Source organism: Cupriavidus sp. GW822-FHT06G04 (assembly GCF_058799075.1).
Map to the genome: position 1 here is coordinate 142,920 of NZ_JBXALD010000008.1, position 15,614 is coordinate 158,533.

The window sequence follows — 15,614 nt, forward strand, 5'->3', positions numbered from 1 at the left end:
TGAACTGAAAGCGCCATGGACCGCATGATCTACACCGCCCTGTCGGGCGCCAAGCAGATACTCGACCAACAGGCCGCGGTATCGAACAACCTGGCCAACGCATCCACGCCCGCATTCAAGGCGCAGGTGAACCTGTATCGCGCCGTGCCGGTGCAGGGCCAGGAAACGCAGACGCGCGCCTTCACGCTCGCGTCGACGCCGGGCGCCGACATGAAGGCCGGCCCGCTGACCTACACCGGGCGCGATCTCGACGTCGCCCTGCAGGGCAACGGCTGGCTGGCGGTGCAGATGCCGGACGGCTCGGAGGCCTACACCCGCGCGGGTTCGCTGCAGGTGTCGGCCGACGGCCAGCTGCAGACTTCTGCCGGTCGCCCGGTGATGGGCGATGGCGGTCCGATCGCCGTGCCGCCCGGATCGACGGTGTCGATCGGCTCGGATGGCAGCGTCGTGGCGCGCGGCCCGGGCGAGGCCGCTAACGGCCTGGCGCAGGTTGGCAAGCTGCGCGTAGTCACGCCGCCGCCCGAAGGGCTGGCGCGTGGCGACGACGGCTATTTCCGACTGCGTCCCGGCGTGGATCCGCTGCAGCAGGACCCCAATGTGCGCGTGATCTCCGGCGCAATCGAAGGCAGCAACGTCAACCCGGTGGAAGCCATGGTCGACATGATTGCCAACGCGCGCCGCTTCGAGATGCAGATGAAGATGATCTCCGGCGCCGACACCAACGACCAGCGCGCCAACGCGCTGCTATCGAACAACTGACGACGCGCGCGGCAACGGCACGCACGCATTACGAACAAGCGAACTAGGAACACCATGATCCGCTCTCTCTGGATTGCCAAGACCGGCCTCGATGCGCAGCAGACGCAGATGGACGTGATCTCGAACAACCTGGCCAACGTGTCGACCACGGGCTTCAAGCGCAGCCGCGCGGTGTTCGAGGAATTGATGTACCAGACCATCCGCCAGCCCGGCGCGCTGTCGTCGGACCAGACCGTGTTGCCGTCGGGCATGCAGCTGGGTACCGGCGTGCGCCCCGTGGCGACCGAACGCATCCACACGCAAGGCAATCCGCAGCAAACCGGCAATGCCAAGGACGTGGCGATCATCGGCCAGGGCTTTTTCCAGGTGACGATGCCGGACGGCACCACGTCGTACACGCGCGACGGCTCGTTCCAGGTCGATCCGAACGGCCAGCTGGTCACGTCCAGCGGCTTCGTGATCAATCCGGCCATCACGCTGCCGGCCAACTACACGTCGGTGAACATCGCGCGCGACGGCACAGTGACCGTAATGCAGCCGGGCTCGACCAACGCCGCCACGGTCGGCCAGATCCAGCTGGCCACGTTCCCGAACCCGGCCGGCCTGGAAAGCCTGGGCGAGAACCTGTACGTGCAGACTGACGCCTCGGGCGCGCCCAACACCACGGTGCCGGGCCTGAACGGCGCGGGCACGCTGCAGAACAACTACGTGGAAGCGTCGAACGTGAACGTGGTGGAAGAACTGGTCAGCATGATCCAGACCCAGCGCGCTTACGAAATCAACAGCAAGGCGGTGCAGACGTCCGACCAGATGCTGCAACGTCTGACCCAGATGGGTTAAGAACGGGAATGATCATGGCCGCCACGCAGTATCGCATCGGTGCGTTCGTCCTCTACGCCATCGTCGGCCTGGCCGCGCTGGCCACGGGCGGTTGCGCGATGATGCCCAAGGAGCCGCTCGTGCAACTGCCCACCACGGCGCGCGCCGAACCGCGCCCGATGGGCCCCGCCACCGGTTCCATCTATGCATCCTCGTACGCGGGCAATCCGCTGTTCGAGGATCGGCGGCCACGCAACGTTGGCGACATCCTGACCATCGTGATCAGCGAAAACGTCAACGCGAGCAAGAATTCCGCCACCAACGCCAGCCGCACCGGCAGCACCACGCTGTCGTTCACCGCGGTGCCGCGCGCGCTGGGCGGACTGTTCAGCAGCAGCCAGAATGCCGACGTGAACGGTGCCAATTCGCTGAAGGCCGGCGGTGGCGCCACGGCGGCCAACACGTTCAACGGCACCATCACCGTCACGGTGCTGGAGGTGCTGCCCAACGGCAACCTGGTGGTGTCCGGAGAAAAGCAGATGGCCATCAACCAGGGTGCGGAATTCATCCGCTTCTCGGGCGTGGTCAATCCGCGCACGATCACTGGCGACAACGCAGTGCCGTCCACGCAGGTGGCGGACGCGCGCATCGAATACACCGCCAAGGGGTATATCGACGAAGCGCAGAACATGGGCTGGCTGCAGCGCTTCTTCCTCAATGTCTTACCGTTCTGATCCCGCCATGTTTCTGCCTCCGATGCCTTTCCACAAGCCAGGCTCGTTTATTGGCACCCCGCCCGGCCCCCGTTCCCGCTCAGGTCGCGCGGTCTCTTTTGCCCGTGCGCTGCTGTCGATGCTGGCCGCGCTGTGCCTGGCGCTTGGCGCCGGAGCGGCGCACGCCGAGCGCCTGAAAAACCTGGCGACGTTCCAGGGCATGCGCGACAACCCGCTGGTCGGTTACGGCCTGGTCGTAGGTCTGGACAACACAGGCGACCAGACCATGCAGACGCCGTTCACCACGCAGAGCTTGAGCAACATGCTCTCGCAACTGGGCGTGACGCTGCCGGCCGGCAAGAACATGCAGCTCAAGAACGTGGCGGCCGTGATGGTCACCGCCACGCTGCCGCCCTACGCGCAGCCGGGCAGCCAGATCGACGTGGTGGTGTCGTCGATGGGCAATGCCAAGAGCCTGCGCGGCGGCACGTTGCTGATGACGCCGCTCAAGGGCGCCGACGGGCAGGTCTACGCGATCGCGCAGGGCAACATGCTGGTGGGCGGTGCGGGCGCGTCGGCCAACGGCAGCAAGGTACAGATCAACCAGCTTGCGGTCGGGCGCATTGCCAATGGCGCGATCGTCGAGCGCGCCGTGGCGGCCTTCCAGCCCGACGGCGGCTACATGAACCTGGAACTGAAGGACACGGATTTCGGCACCGCCGAGCGCGTCGTGGAAGCGATCAACCGCAACCTGGGCCCCGGCACTGCCGCGGCGATGGACGGGCGCGTGGTGCAGGTGCGCACGCCGCAGGCGCCGCAGGCCCGCGTCGGTTTCATCGCGCGCATCGAGAATATCGACGTCACGCGCGCCAAGGCCGCCGCGAAGGTCATCCTGAATGCGCGCACCGGATCGATCGTGATGAACCAGGCTGTGACCGTGGAGGATTGCGCGATTGCGCATGGCAACCTGTCGGTGGTCATCAATACGCAGCCGGTGATCAGCCAGCCCGCGCCGTTCAGCCAGGGGCAGACCGTGGTGGCACCGGTGTCGCAGATCGACCTCAAGCGCGATGGCGGATCGCTGCAGATCGTCAAGGCGGGCGCATCGCTGGCCGCGGTGGTCAAGGGCCTGAACGCACTGGGCGCCACGCCGGCCGACCTGCAGACCATTCTGGAGGCGATGCGCGCCGCCGGTGCGCTGCGCGCCGAACTGGAGATCATCTGATGACGGCCGGTACGACTGTCAGCGCGCAGGCCGACGTATCGCAGCGCTTTGCGCTCGATACGCAGGGTTTCGAGGCGCTGAAGGGCCAGGCGCGCGCCGGCAACAACAACACTACGTTGCAGGCCGCCGCCAAGCAGTTCGAGGCGGTCTTCACGCAGATGGTGCTCAAGAGCATGCGCGACGCCACGCCGTCCGACGGCCTGTTCGACAACGAGCAGACCAAGCTCTACATGTCGATGATGGACCAGCAGCTGTCGCAGCAGCTTTCGTCGCGCGGCATTGGCCTGGCCGACGTGATGATCCGCCAGCTCGCGCGCGCCACGGGCACGCCATTGCCGCAGGGTACGGCCGCCGCGGGAGGCATCACCGGCGCCAGCGTGCGCGACGCGCAGATGGCGCAACTGCTGGACAGCCGCGGCGCCACCGACGCCGACGGCCCGCCGCCGATCGGCACGACGTTGCCCGGCAGTGCGTGGAACCCCACGGCCGGCGTGCGCCAGTATCAGAACCAGGCCGACTGGCAGGGCGCCGGGCAGTCGCAACTGGGCCAACTGCCCGACGATTCGCCCGAGCACATCAGCAATTTCGTCAACCGCATGGCCGAACCGGCGATGGCGGCGTCGCGCGCCTCCGGCGTGCCGGCCAAGCTGATCGTCGGCCAGGCCGCGCTGGAATCGGGCTGGGGTCGCCGCGAAATCCGCAATCCCGATGGCTCGACCACCTTCAACGTGTTCGGCATCAAGGCCGGCGCCAACTGGAAGGGCCCGACCACCGAGATCCTGACCACCGAGTACGTCGACGGCCAGCCGCAAAAGGTGCGCGCGAAGTTCCGCGCCTATGGATCGTATGAAGAGGCGTGCAACGACTACGCGCGCCTGATCAGCAACAACCCGCGCTACGCCAACGTGGTGACGGCATCGAACGCGGAGGAAGCCGCCCACGGCCTGCAGCGCGCCGGATACGCGACCGATCCCGCATATGGCGAGAAGCTGGTGCGGATCATGAAAAAAGTGTCGACCTGACGCGGCGCGAGCGCGCTCCGGATCGACCCCGGCGTGGCCCTCAACGGCCACGCTGTTTGCGTTTGTGCTGCGGCCTGGCGCGAGAGTGTTCGCTTACAAGCCCGGTGAATTTGCAGGGATTGCGGCGCTAAAGTCGCGCCACGTTCCGGCCGTTATCCAACACATCCACCGCCGTCGGCCGTGTGCCGCTGGCTTGCCATTCGATCCGGAGTCAGACAAACATGTCTCTGTTTAATATCGGTCTGTCGGGCCTGAACGTGGCGCAGAACGCGCTCACCACGGTCGGCCACAACTTCAGCAATGCCGCCACCGCGGGCTATACGCGCCAGAACACGATCATTGCGTCGGCTGGCGGTTTGGCCACCAGCGCGGGCTTCTACGGCCAGGGCTCCAATACGATCACCGTGCAGCGCGTCTATGACAGCTTCCTGACGGGACAGCTGCGCGGCGCGACGTCGAGCAGCGCGGAACTCTCGACCTACTCGGACCAGATCGCGCAGATCGACAACCTGCTGGCTGACCAAAAGGGCGGCCTGGCACCCCTGATGCAGAAGTTCTTCGCCGCCGTGCAGGCCGTGTCGGACACGCCGGCCGACCCCGCCGCGCGCCAGGGCATGATCTCCGCCGCGCAGGCGCTGGCCGGCCAGGTGCAGTCATCGAGCGATTACTTGAAGCAGCTGCAGGACGGCATCAACACGCAGTTGCAGTCGTCGATCACGCAGGTGAACGACTACACCAAGCAGATCGCCAAGCTGAACCAGGAAATCACGCGCATGACCGCGGCATCGGGCGGGCAGGCACCGAACGACCTGCTGGACCAGCGCGACCAGGCGGTGTCCAAGCTGACCGAACTGGTCGGTGCGAAAGTGGTGGTGCAGGATGGCGGCACGTACAACGTGTTCGTTGGCAATGGCCAGCCGCTGGTGATGGGCAGCGATTCGTACGACGTCAAGGCCGTGCCGTCGTCGTCGGATCCGAGCCGCACCACGATCGCCTACACGCTGCCCAACGGCAATGTGGTGGAATCGGAGCCGGGTGCCGTGACGGGCGGATCGATCGGCGGCATGCTGCGTTTCCGCAGCGAAACGCTCGATAGCGCGCAGAACGCGATCGGTCGCCTGTCGCTGGCCATCGGCGAGAGCTTCAACGACCAGCACAAGCTCGGCATCGACCTGAACGGCGCCATCGGCACGGATGTGTTCTCGCTGGGCAAGGCCACCGTCTATGCCAACAGCAAGAATACGTCGGGCGCCGTGGCCACGGCGACGATCACCGCGGCCGGCAACCTGACCACCAGCGACTACACGCTCAAGTTCGACGGCACCAACTACACGCTGACGCGCAAGTCCGACAACACGGTCGTGGCCACCCAGGCCGGCGCGACCGCGCCGGTGCCGCTGGTGATGGCGGCCGACGGCTTTTCGGTCAGCGTCGACAAGGCGCTGAACCCGAACGAATCGTTCGATATCCAGCCCACCCGCAACGCCGCGGCAGGTTTCGGCTCGTTGATCACCGACCCGGCCAAGATCGCCGCCGCATCGCCGGCGCGCGTGGATGCCAGCACGCAGAACAGCGGCACGGGCGCGGCCAAGCTCACCAACGTGGCGCCCGGCTTCTCGCTGCTGGCCGGCAATCTGACGGCCAAGTACGATTCCACCACCTCGACCTACGTGTTCTCCGACGCCACCGGCACGCCGCTGGCCACCCAGCCCACGGCGACCGCAACGGCCAATGGGGTCGACTACACGATCAACGGCATGACGTTCAGCTTCACCGGCACGCCGAAGAATGGCGACACGTTCACGCTGGCCAACAATACCGGTTCGGTGGCCGACAACGGCAATGCGCTGGCGCTGGCCAAGCTGCAGACCGCCAAGACCATCAACGGCACGTCGAGCTTCAACGATGCGTACGCGCAGCTGGTGAACGATGTCGGCAGCAAAGCCAAGTCGATCAGCATCGCGTCGACGTCGCAGGACAGCATCACGAACCAGATCTACACGGCGCAGCAATCGGTGTCCGGTGTGAACATGGACGAGGAAACCGTCAACTTGCTGAAATTCCAGCAGCTGTACCAGGCCAACGCCAAGGTCATCCAGACGGCCAGCTCGATCTTCGACACGCTCATCAGCATCGGCTGATCGCGGCAATCCCAGACAACCACACCGGACAAGAAGGAATCACGCCATGCGCGTCGCCACCTCCACCCTGTATCACCAGGGCCTTGCCTCGATGAACAACCAGCAGGCCAGCCTGCTGCACGTGCAGCAGCAGCTGGGCACGGGCCGCCGCGTGCTGACGCCGTCGGACGATCCCGTCGCGGCCACGCGCGCGCTCGCCGTTTCCCAGGCCAGCGCGGTGAACGGCCAGTACACCGCATCGCGCAAGCAGGCCACCGCGTCGCTGGGGATCACCGAGAACACGCTGTCGACCGTGACCACCACGGTGCAGAACATCCAGACGCTGCTGGTGAACGCCGGCAACGGCACGCTGAGCGACAACGACCGTGCTTCGCTGGCCACCGCGCTGCAAGGCCAGTACGACCAGTTGCTGGGACTGGCCAATGCCGACGACGGCAACGGCAACTACCTGTTCGGCGGACTGAAGACCGGCTCGGCGCCGTTCGTGACCGATGCCGCGGGCAACCTGACCTATCAGGGCGACACCGGCCATCAACTGCTGCAGGTCGATGTGGCGCGCCAGATGGCCGCCGGCAATACCGGCGCGGAAGTGTTCCAGTCCGTGACCAACAATTCGGGCTATGTGGTCAAGGGCAACGCCAACAACCAGGGCACGGGCACCTTCGGCACCGTCTCGGTCACCGATCCGACCAACGCACTGTACGGGCATTCGCTGCGCGTGACGTTCCAGACCGACGTCACGACGGGCGCGAAGCAATACGTCGTGGCTGACATGTCCAACGGCGGCGCGGCAATCGGCACGCCCACCAACTACACCGATGGCGCGGCCATCAACATTGGCGGCGTATCGTTCTCGATCAAGGGCACGCCGGCCGACGGCGATTCGTTCTCGGCCGATCCCGCGCAACAGGCGGGCGCAGACATGTTTGCCAACCTGAAAGGCATCATCGACGCCCTCAAGCAGCCGATCAATACCGGCGCGTCGCAGGACACCGTCACGGCTAACCTGCAGAACGTCATCGCCACCGGCATCCGCCAGTTCAGCAATTCGCTGGACAACGTGCTGACCGTGCGCTCGTCGGTAGGCTCGCGCATGGACGAAATCGACGCGCTCGACACGATCGGCTCCAACCGCGACCTGACCAACGCGCAGACACTGTCCGGTCTGCAAGACCTGGACTACGCCTCGGCCATCACCGAGTACTACCAGCGCCAGACCGCGCTGCAGGGTGCGCAGCAATCGTTCATGCAAGTGCAGGGGATGAATCTGTTCCAGTATTTGCGTTAAGCAGTACGGACGGCTCTGGAGCCGTTTGTGGCGGAACAATAAGGCGGTCCAGAACCATCGCTCTGCCATCGATTTGACCGAGGGGTGCACGGTCCCCCCGTCGGCAAGCGTCACCGCGTAGCTTCATTGAGAAATACGCAGAATTTCAGAGGCCAACTTCGAGAAGCAAGGCCGCAAATCGTTGATGGTCTTTGCGTAGCAATAGATGCCACTCGGTTGTGCCTTGTTATACGCCGAAGCATCTGGGGTATTTGCCATGTTTTTGAGAAGGTCAGCGTCAAATCCACCATTGCCATCCAGACCGAGCGTGAAGATGTAGACGCCTTGGTCGCGCAACGACGACGCCATCGCCAATGGCACGTTGGTGGACGCGTTGGCAACGTTTGTGGCCAGATTTCCACCGCTTGTCGATGACGTCACGGTATTTGGCGTACTGCCAACGATCTTGAACTCGGTATCAGTAGGATTGTGCGCGTTGTAGTAGGCGGGCATTTGCGCCGGTGCCTTGTTGTTCGACACGCTGTTGCAATTTCCATTCAGAGTGGAGTCTTGCTGATTAATCGCGAAGTATCCGTCAACGCCTCCTGCCGACGTGATGCCGCCCGTGCAAGTGTTGCCATTCTTCGTCTGGTAGGCCGCCGCAATGGTATTGGGTTGACCGTCCGAGAAAAAGACAATTACCCGCAGGCTGGATCGGCTGGTTTGCGGGATGCTGTTCAACTGCGAGCGCGCCTGCCATAGCCCTTCCGCGTAATTGGTGTTGCCGCCGTTCGGAAGGTTGGTAATGGTGCTTTGCATCGTCGGCCGGTCGAAGCCTCGGGCAGACGTGCGGATCGCAATATCCGACACGGCGCCGGAGGAGAAATGCACCAAACCGACGCGATCGGTAGAGGGGCTGAATTGGTTCAGGAAGCTGTTCGCGTTGCTGCGCACGGTACTCCAGACTGGGCTCATGGAACCGGACGAGTCGATCACGAAGATCATGTCCAGATCTTTGCGAATCGTCGTGGATGCCGCCGCCACCACCACGTTGTTGAAGCCGAGCACCTTCATCAGCGATAGCGGCATCGAAGCGGTTGCCGACACGGCGATGGTGACCTTTCCCTGGTCGAAGGTCACACTTGTCGCGTTGAGGGTAGGCGTGCCGCGCAGATAGCCATTTGGGAAGTTTGCATTGAAGAAATCCGTTGCTGCCTGGCGCGCTGCGGCGGTCTGCTCGGCTTGTGTCGTGCCGTTGGTGACTGCGCGGGCGGCTGCCACCGCGGCCGAATCGACGGCGGCATTCAATCGCGCTTTGGTCACGTAGGACATTCCGCCATCGATCCCGAGACCGACGATACCAAGCAAGCCAATCATCAGCACACCGGCAATCATCGTGATCTGCCCACGCTGCCGCTGAATACGTAGATGTGGACGCGTGCCGAACTTGATGGATGTCATGGCGTCTCCCCCCGTGGCTCAAAACGTCGTGGACGAATAGAGATTGGGACCTAGCGTGGGCATCTTGAGCGTACCCATCGTCAGCCCCTGAAAAAACATGTTGAAGCTGTACCAGGTCTCCACTACGTAGATCACTTGGCCATCCGAGAGCTTCCCCGTCATGGCATTGGCGGTAGGAGAAGAGGTTCCAGGCGAGGGCAGGTTCCGGCACGAGCCATCGCTGCTCGCGTAACTCCCGCAGCCATAGACCTTGCTGGCGGGCGCGCTGCCGCCGATGCCCCAGCCATCCGTCCAGCGGTACTGCTCGATGACGATATTTCGAACGGTGCAGTTCGTGCCGCTCTTATTGCAGTTCTCTGCATTGCCCATCACCTTGGTGATATAGATCATCCCGCGCTGCCCCATGTTGAGCGGAGGGGTCGTCTGCGCAAGAGAATCCATGATCGTCTGCGGCAGTTGAGAGGTGCGGGACGCCAGGCTCGCTCCCTCACGGGTCAGGTTCACCAAAATCAGGTTGGCCTGGATGGCGCGGGCGAAGTCGATGACCGGCAAGGTCAGAAAGATGAAGATGGGCAGCAGGATGCCGAACTCGATGGCTGCGATGCCACGCATTGTTCTGCGCGCAGGCGGCACGCGCGGCTTCGACGGGCGCCTTGTGGGCCGGAGGGTCGCATTCGTGGCATTCATGGCAGTCCTCGCTTGTGGTCGCACCCTAAAAAGCCTCGTTGCGCATAGTGGCGGCGACGCTGAACTTGTATTTCCCGCCCGTGGCCTGGTAGAACGCCGCCACCACGGGCGTCAGCAAGGGCCAGTTGCACGTCACCTGGATCACCACAATGTCGCCCGCGTTGCCGAACATGCCCGCACCATTTGGCTGCGACGACCCGTTAACCCAGGTCGTGACCTGAGCGTTGGACATGTCGAATACGCCTAGCGAGGTATCGTGGATTTTCTCAAGCACCGCGCGATAGCGTTGCGGCGCGCTGGCGTTCGGATCGAGGTTCGCCTGGCCAGTCACCGCATATCGTGCGCCCTCGCGGACAGCGTGCTGCATCGTCAGGTTGGCCCACATCATCATGCCGAAATCGACAACCGAGAACAGCAGCAGGAAGAATATCGGGGCCACCAGCGCAAACTCGACGGCACTGGCACCGCGTTGCCGTCCTGTCCGAAACGGAAACTTCAGTCGTTGGCGCATGATGGTCTCCCTCTTTTTGCCTTGTCCGTTTGCGACGTCGCGATCGTTTGCAAAAGGCTCAACTACCTTCACCCATCATGAACGGCATCAGGGATCGATAGAACTGCAGGGCAGGGGAGCCCAGCAGGACCACCATGAGAGAGGGGAAGATGAAGAAGATCAGCGGGAAAAGAAGCTTCACGGCAATTTTTGCCGCACGCTCCTCCGCGCGCTGACGTCGACGTGTTCGCAATGTGTCGGCCTGCACACGCAGCGACTCAGCAATGCTGGTGCCGAATCGATCGGCCTGGATCAGCATGCTGGCCAGCATGTCAACGTCCTCAACGCCCGTGCGCAGCGCCAGATTTCGTAAGGCTTTCTCGCGGGACAGGCCGGCGCGCAGTTCCAGCACCAGTAGCTCCAACTCGTCGCACAGCGCAGTCCCGCTGACCCGGAGTTCTTCCACCACCTTCAGCAGCGCGGCGTCGAGCGCAAGGCCCGCCTCAACGCAGACTGTGATCAGGTCCAGCGCGTCGGGAAAGGATTCGAAGATCTCCTCCTTGCGCCGCACAATGCGCCGACGCAGGATCAGGTCAGGCAAATAGAATCCGGCGATGGCGGCAGCCAGCAGCGATATGGGCAGCAGCCGGGGATTGTCCTCGCTGACTACGCCACCGGTTGCGACGAACAGGATCAACGGGAACGCGATCGCCAACAACGTCTTGGTGGCGAAGTAGACGGGGATGGCCGAAGGATTGCGCCATCCAGCGTTCGTGAAGCGCGTACGCAGCGCTGAAGTGTCCCAGCCTTCCTTGGGCACAGCCAGCTTTGCCAGCGGCTTTGATACACGTGCCATGCGCTGGAGCCACTCCTCTTGCGGATCGGTCTGTGCCTCCGGCGCGGGCGCCTGAGTCGCCTGGGAGATGCGCCGACGCATGACGTCGGGCTGGATGAGCAACATGGCAAGCAAAGCAGCGCCGAACGTGAGCACAAACGTCAGCAGAAGGATCAGGATCTGACCGGTTTTCATCGCAGACTCCTCATTCAAACATGAATGCGCACGATCCGACGCATCCAGAGCAAGCCCAGTCCCATCAGCAGCAAGGCGTATCCCACAATCCAGGGGCCGACGGGGTCATTGGCCAAGGGATCAAGAAACTCCGGATTCAGGACATACATCGCGCCGGCCACGACGAAGGGCAGCAGCGACAGGATGATCCCGGAAAGCCGGCCCTCTGCCGACAGCACGCGCACCTGGCCCATCAGCTTCATTCGCTCGCGAATGATGTGGCTGACGTTTCCAAGAATCTCGGCCAGGTTGCCGCCCGATTCGCGCTGGATCAGGACCGCGATAACCAGATAGCGCAGGTCTGGCAGCGGTACGCGCTCCGCCAGTGCGCCGAGCGCATCGTGCATCGAGGTGCCGAAATTGATCTCGTCGAACGTTGTGCGGAACTCGGCGGCGATGGGCTCGGGCAGTTCGTCACCAGCCATGTCGAGGGCGCTTGAGAACGAGTGGCCGGCACGCAGGGCGCGGCTGATCAGGTCCGCGGCTTCCGGCAATTGCGTCTCGATGCGTTGCATCCGACGATCCCGGGCGCGCCGCACGTGAAAGGCGGGTATGAAAAGCCAGACCAAGGCGGCAACGACGACAGGAACCTCTGGAAGCGTGAGAATTCTTCCAACTACCCACAACGCAATAGGCGGCAATAGCGTCATCGTCAGGAACGTCGACACCGTCCAATTCAGCCCCGACTGCATGAGTAGCCGTTCCACCGCAATCGTGTGCGGCCACTTGCGCAGGAGCATGGTCATGAAGGGCGAATGGGCGAGCTTGCGGGCCTTCATGATCGATGCGGCGGCATCGTCTTGCCACGGTGTGGATGCCACCGCCCGCAAGCGCCGTCCGAACCGTCGCGCTGCGGCGCTATGCCGACGCTGCCACCATTGGTAGCCCAACGTCGCCGCCGTCACGATGGCCACGAACAGGCAGACGCCGAACCCGAGCAGTGTGTTGTCCATGGCGAGTCTCCGTTATTGCATCGTTTGGTTGCGCATTGGCTCAGACGTCGAATCGCACCGAAGGCTCATATAGCCGCTCGGGCACGGACAATCCGAATGCCTGCAATCGCTCGGAGAAATGCGGACGGACTCCGGTGGCGCAGAAGTAGCCCTTGACGCGGCCTTCTGCGTCCACGCCGGTGCGCTTGAACGTGAAGATCTCCTGCATGTTCACTACGTCGCTTTCCATGCCGGTGACTTCCTGGATGCTCATGAGCTTGCGCCGTCCGTCCGCCAGTCGTGATACCTGCAGAATCACTGTAATGGCCGACGTGATCTGCTGGCGCATGGTGCGCGGCGGCAGGGACAATCCCGCCATGCTGATCATGTTTTCTAGGCGGGTGAGAGCATCGCGCGGCGTGTTGGCGTGGATAGTCGCCAGCGACCCTTCGTGACCTGTGTTCATCGCGTGAAGCATGTCCAAAGCTTCCGCACCGCGCACTTCCCCAAGGATGATGCGGTCCGGACGCATCCGTAGCGCGTTGCGCACCAGCGATCGCTGCGTGATCTCGCCCCGATTTTCAATATTGGGCGGACGTGTTTCGAGCCTCAGCACATGGTCCTGGCGCAACTGCAGTTCGGCCGCATCCTCGATGGTCACGATGCGCTCGCTCTCCGGGATGAAGCCCGAAAGAATGTTGAGCATCGTCGTCTTGCCGCTGCCGGTACCGCCCGAGATCAGGATGTTGAGCTTGGCCTTGACCATGGCCTCCATTAACTGGGCCATCGGCGGCGTCAGCGTTTGGAGCTCGACGAGGTCCTTCACCATTAGCGGATTCACAGCAAAACGCCGGATGGACAGTAGCGGACCATCCACCGCGGACGGCGGGATGATGGCGTTGATCCGGGATCCATCGGGCAGGCGCGCATCCACCATCGGGCTCGATTCATCGACGCGGCGGCCGACACGGGAGACCATCTTGTCGATGACCTTCATGAGGTGCGCATCGTCGCGGAAGGTGACATCGGTCAGCTCCAGCTTGCCCCTTCTTTCGACGTACACCTTGTGTGCCGTGTTGACAAGAATGTCCGAAATCGTGGGGTCGGACAGCAACGGTTCCAGTGGACCGTACCCAAGCATTTCGTCCCGCACATCGGACACCAGGCGGCGGCGTTCGGCTTCGTTGATCGGGATATTGCGTTCGTCGATAATGCGCTCCACCAGCACCGCCAACTCACGCTTGACCTGCTCGGGATTCAGTCGCTGAAGCTTCTCCAGCTCCACGCGCTCGATGATCGCTTCATGAATGTCTGCCTTCAGTTGCTGGTAGGCAGCGCTTGCACCAGAGCTAACCGGAGCGCGCTCCGCAGGTCGTTCTGCGGTGCGTTCTGGCACGCGGTCAATCGGCGTTTCGCCGGCCTTCTCGAAGAGTTGTGCGCGCAGTGACATCTCGATTCTCCCCAGGGGTTAAGCGTGCCGGCTGACGGGCAGCGGCTGGCTCGAGTCGCCGCGATGCCCGAGCAGGCGTGTGAGCAGGCCCTCTTCTTTCTTCGCGGGCGCGGGAAACTGGATGTCCACCATCTGTTGGAACGCGCGAGACATCGCACTGTTCGGAGCGAGCTGCAGCACAGGAACGCCTTGATTGGCGGCCTCGCGGGCCGTTTTGGCGTCGGTGGGCAATGTATGCGCCGTCCGGGCGCCGAGCGTTTCTTCCATCGTGCGGATAGTGATGGGGGCGTGTTTTCCGAGCTGGTTGAGGATGACCTGCATGCGTTCTGGCGGGTAGCCGAGCGAACGGAATATCTCCATCATGTGCCGCCCCGCGCGCAGGTAGGGCAGCTCTAGTTGCACCACGGAATGGATAACCTCGCTGTGGTCAAGCACCATGATCGACGCAGGGTTGATGGCCTGTCCCAAGTCGAATACCAGTACGTCGTAGGCGGGCTTTGCGAGATCAAGGATGCGTTCCAGATGTGCCGCCTTGACGTCGGCGCCCTTGACTGGATCGCCTGCACCTGCAATGACGTCGAGATTCGGGTGAGCATGCGTGACACAGGCATCCAGCAATGCAGCATCGAGCCGGTCGATTTGATGGCAAATATCGGCAAGCGTGGCGGGCGGGGTCTTGTCCGTGACGATGAATGCCGCATCGCCGAACTGCTGGTCCAGGTCCAGCAACAACACGCGCTTGCCGCGCTGCGCGACCCCGAAGGAGAAATTCGCCGCCGCAAAGGTGGTGCCGCTGCCGCCCTTGCAAGACGTGAAGGCAAAGGTCCGGGCTTGGGCATCCGGGTCCACTTGCGCGCGGGTATCCAGGCGGGCCAGTTCTTCATTGAACTCGCGGGGGTCGAGCGGCCAGCGCAGGACACTGCGCACGCCCATACGCATCGCGCGCATTAGCAGCTCGGCTGATGGCTGCGGTGTGACGAGGATGCACGGCACATCCCCCGGCTCCGGGAATCGCTGACGCAGGTGCTCAAACACGTCCATTCCGAACTCGTCAGCCTGCAGGACCACGAAATCCGATGCGTGGATCAGCCCTGGCATCCCGAGAGCTTTCGCCGGGTCTACGCACACCAACTGCGGCTGGCGCTTGGTGTCTGCCTGTTGCGCCAGCGCCAGCATCTGGCGTGCACGTATATCGTCGGCGGCGACCAGTATCAGCTTAGCCATGTCACATCTCCCTCGGTAATCCGGATGATTCGGGGCGGTCGTGCCTATTGCGCCGGCGACGCCATCGTCCCGCTGCCAACGCCAATCACGAATGTGTTGTTATCGGTCGGTGGGTTGCGGAAGGACTGACCGTAGCGGTCCATCGCGAACGTGGCGGCGCGGCCGTCAACCCCGGTGACCGGGTCCGTGTTGGTGTATGTCGCATCAGGATTGAGCGTCTGCATCATGCGCACGGTACGCACCGATTCACCGAAGTTCGCGTCCCAGATCGGCGAAGTGTTCATGCAACCGGCCAGGCCGGTGCTGAGCAAGGTGGCCGCGGCCGCGTACATGAGTCGTGTCTTGGAGTTCATGG

The 15,614-nt window shown here is 63.3% G+C and carries 15 protein-coding genes; 7 read left to right on the plus strand and 8 right to left on the minus strand.

The genetic code is table 11. The annotated features are described in order from the left end of the window. Nucleotides 1–15: 15 nt before the first annotated feature. From flgF to flgL, 7 genes are all read left to right on the plus strand, one after another. On the plus strand, nucleotides 16–759 hold the full coding sequence (gene flgF / locus AC1RKI_RS18960) for a flagellar basal-body rod protein FlgF (protein ID WP_061957357.1): 744 nt from the start codon (nucleotides 16–18) through the stop codon (nucleotides 757–759). Between the two features lie 54 nt (nucleotides 760–813). Continuing rightward, the gene (gene flgG, locus AC1RKI_RS18965; protein ID WP_150982352.1) at nucleotides 814–1,599 is read left to right on the plus strand and encodes a flagellar basal-body rod protein FlgG; all 786 of its coding nucleotides are present in this window, start codon (nucleotides 814–816) and stop codon (nucleotides 1,597–1,599) included. Between the two features lie 8 nt (nucleotides 1,600–1,607). After that, nucleotides 1,608–2,312, plus strand: coding sequence for a flagellar basal body L-ring protein FlgH (gene flgH / locus AC1RKI_RS18970; protein ID WP_061957359.1), 705 nt, complete (start codon nucleotides 1,608–1,610; stop codon nucleotides 2,310–2,312). A gap of 7 nt (nucleotides 2,313–2,319) precedes the next feature. Continuing rightward, on the plus strand, nucleotides 2,320–3,516 hold the full coding sequence (locus tag AC1RKI_RS18975) for a flagellar basal body P-ring protein FlgI (RefSeq protein WP_061957360.1): 1,197 nt from the start codon (nucleotides 2,320–2,322) through the stop codon (nucleotides 3,514–3,516). Then, entirely contained in the window at nucleotides 3,516–4,538 is a 1,023-nt protein-coding gene (gene flgJ, locus AC1RKI_RS18980; RefSeq protein ID WP_150982351.1) for a flagellar assembly peptidoglycan hydrolase FlgJ, read from the plus strand. The genes AC1RKI_RS18975 and flgJ overlap by 1 nt, the downstream gene beginning before the upstream one ends. Before the next feature lie 221 nt (nucleotides 4,539–4,759). Next, on the plus strand, nucleotides 4,760–6,679 hold the full coding sequence (flgK, locus tag AC1RKI_RS18985) for a flagellar hook-associated protein FlgK (protein ID WP_061957362.1): 1,920 nt from the start codon (nucleotides 4,760–4,762) through the stop codon (nucleotides 6,677–6,679). A gap of 46 nt (nucleotides 6,680–6,725) precedes the next feature. Continuing rightward, on the plus strand, nucleotides 6,726–7,967 hold the full coding sequence (gene flgL / locus AC1RKI_RS18990; RefSeq protein WP_150982350.1) for a flagellar hook-associated protein FlgL: 1,242 nt from the start codon (nucleotides 6,726–6,728) through the stop codon (nucleotides 7,965–7,967). 123 nt (nucleotides 7,968–8,090) lie between these two features. Here flgL and AC1RKI_RS18995 read toward each other — a convergent pair whose 3' ends face one another. From AC1RKI_RS18995 to AC1RKI_RS19030, 8 genes are read right to left on the minus strand one after another with little or no spacing between them, the layout of a single operon-like run. After that, nucleotides 8,091–9,407, minus strand: coding sequence for a vWA domain-containing protein (locus AC1RKI_RS18995; RefSeq protein WP_492796585.1), 1,317 nt, complete (start codon nucleotides 9,405–9,407; stop codon nucleotides 8,091–8,093). A gap of 18 nt (nucleotides 9,408–9,425) precedes the next feature. Continuing rightward, complete coding sequence (locus AC1RKI_RS19000) at nucleotides 9,426–10,094, minus strand: TadE family protein (protein WP_150981553.1); 669 nt, start codon at nucleotides 10,092–10,094, stop codon at nucleotides 9,426–9,428. Between the two features lie 25 nt (nucleotides 10,095–10,119). Continuing rightward, nucleotides 10,120–10,605 carry a TadE/TadG family type IV pilus assembly protein gene (locus AC1RKI_RS19005; protein WP_061957366.1) on the minus strand — a complete coding sequence of 162 codons (486 nt, stop codon included), beginning with the start codon at nucleotides 10,603–10,605 and terminating at the stop codon, nucleotides 10,120–10,122. Nucleotides 10,606–10,663: 58 nt separating this feature from the next. Beyond that, entirely contained in the window at nucleotides 10,664–11,614 is a 951-nt protein-coding gene (locus tag AC1RKI_RS19010; protein ID WP_492919056.1) for a type II secretion system F family protein, read from the minus strand. Between the two features lie 14 nt (nucleotides 11,615–11,628). After that, entirely contained in the window at nucleotides 11,629–12,606 is a 978-nt protein-coding gene (locus tag AC1RKI_RS19015; protein ID WP_061957368.1) for a type II secretion system F family protein, read from the minus strand. Between the two features lie 40 nt (nucleotides 12,607–12,646). Beyond that, nucleotides 12,647–14,035 carry a TadA family conjugal transfer-associated ATPase gene (locus AC1RKI_RS19020; RefSeq protein WP_061957369.1) on the minus strand — a complete coding sequence of 463 codons (1,389 nt, stop codon included), beginning with the start codon at nucleotides 14,033–14,035 and terminating at the stop codon, nucleotides 12,647–12,649. Between the two features lie 18 nt (nucleotides 14,036–14,053). Continuing rightward, the gene (locus AC1RKI_RS19025) at nucleotides 14,054–15,259 is read right to left on the minus strand and encodes a CpaE/TadZ family protein (protein ID WP_492796588.1); all 1,206 of its coding nucleotides are present in this window, start codon (nucleotides 15,257–15,259) and stop codon (nucleotides 14,054–14,056) included. Nucleotides 15,260–15,303: 44 nt separating this feature from the next. Then, on the minus strand, nucleotides 15,304–15,612 hold the full coding sequence (locus AC1RKI_RS19030; RefSeq protein WP_061957371.1) for a hypothetical protein: 309 nt from the start codon (nucleotides 15,610–15,612) through the stop codon (nucleotides 15,304–15,306). Nucleotides 15,613–15,614: the final 2 nt, after the last annotated feature.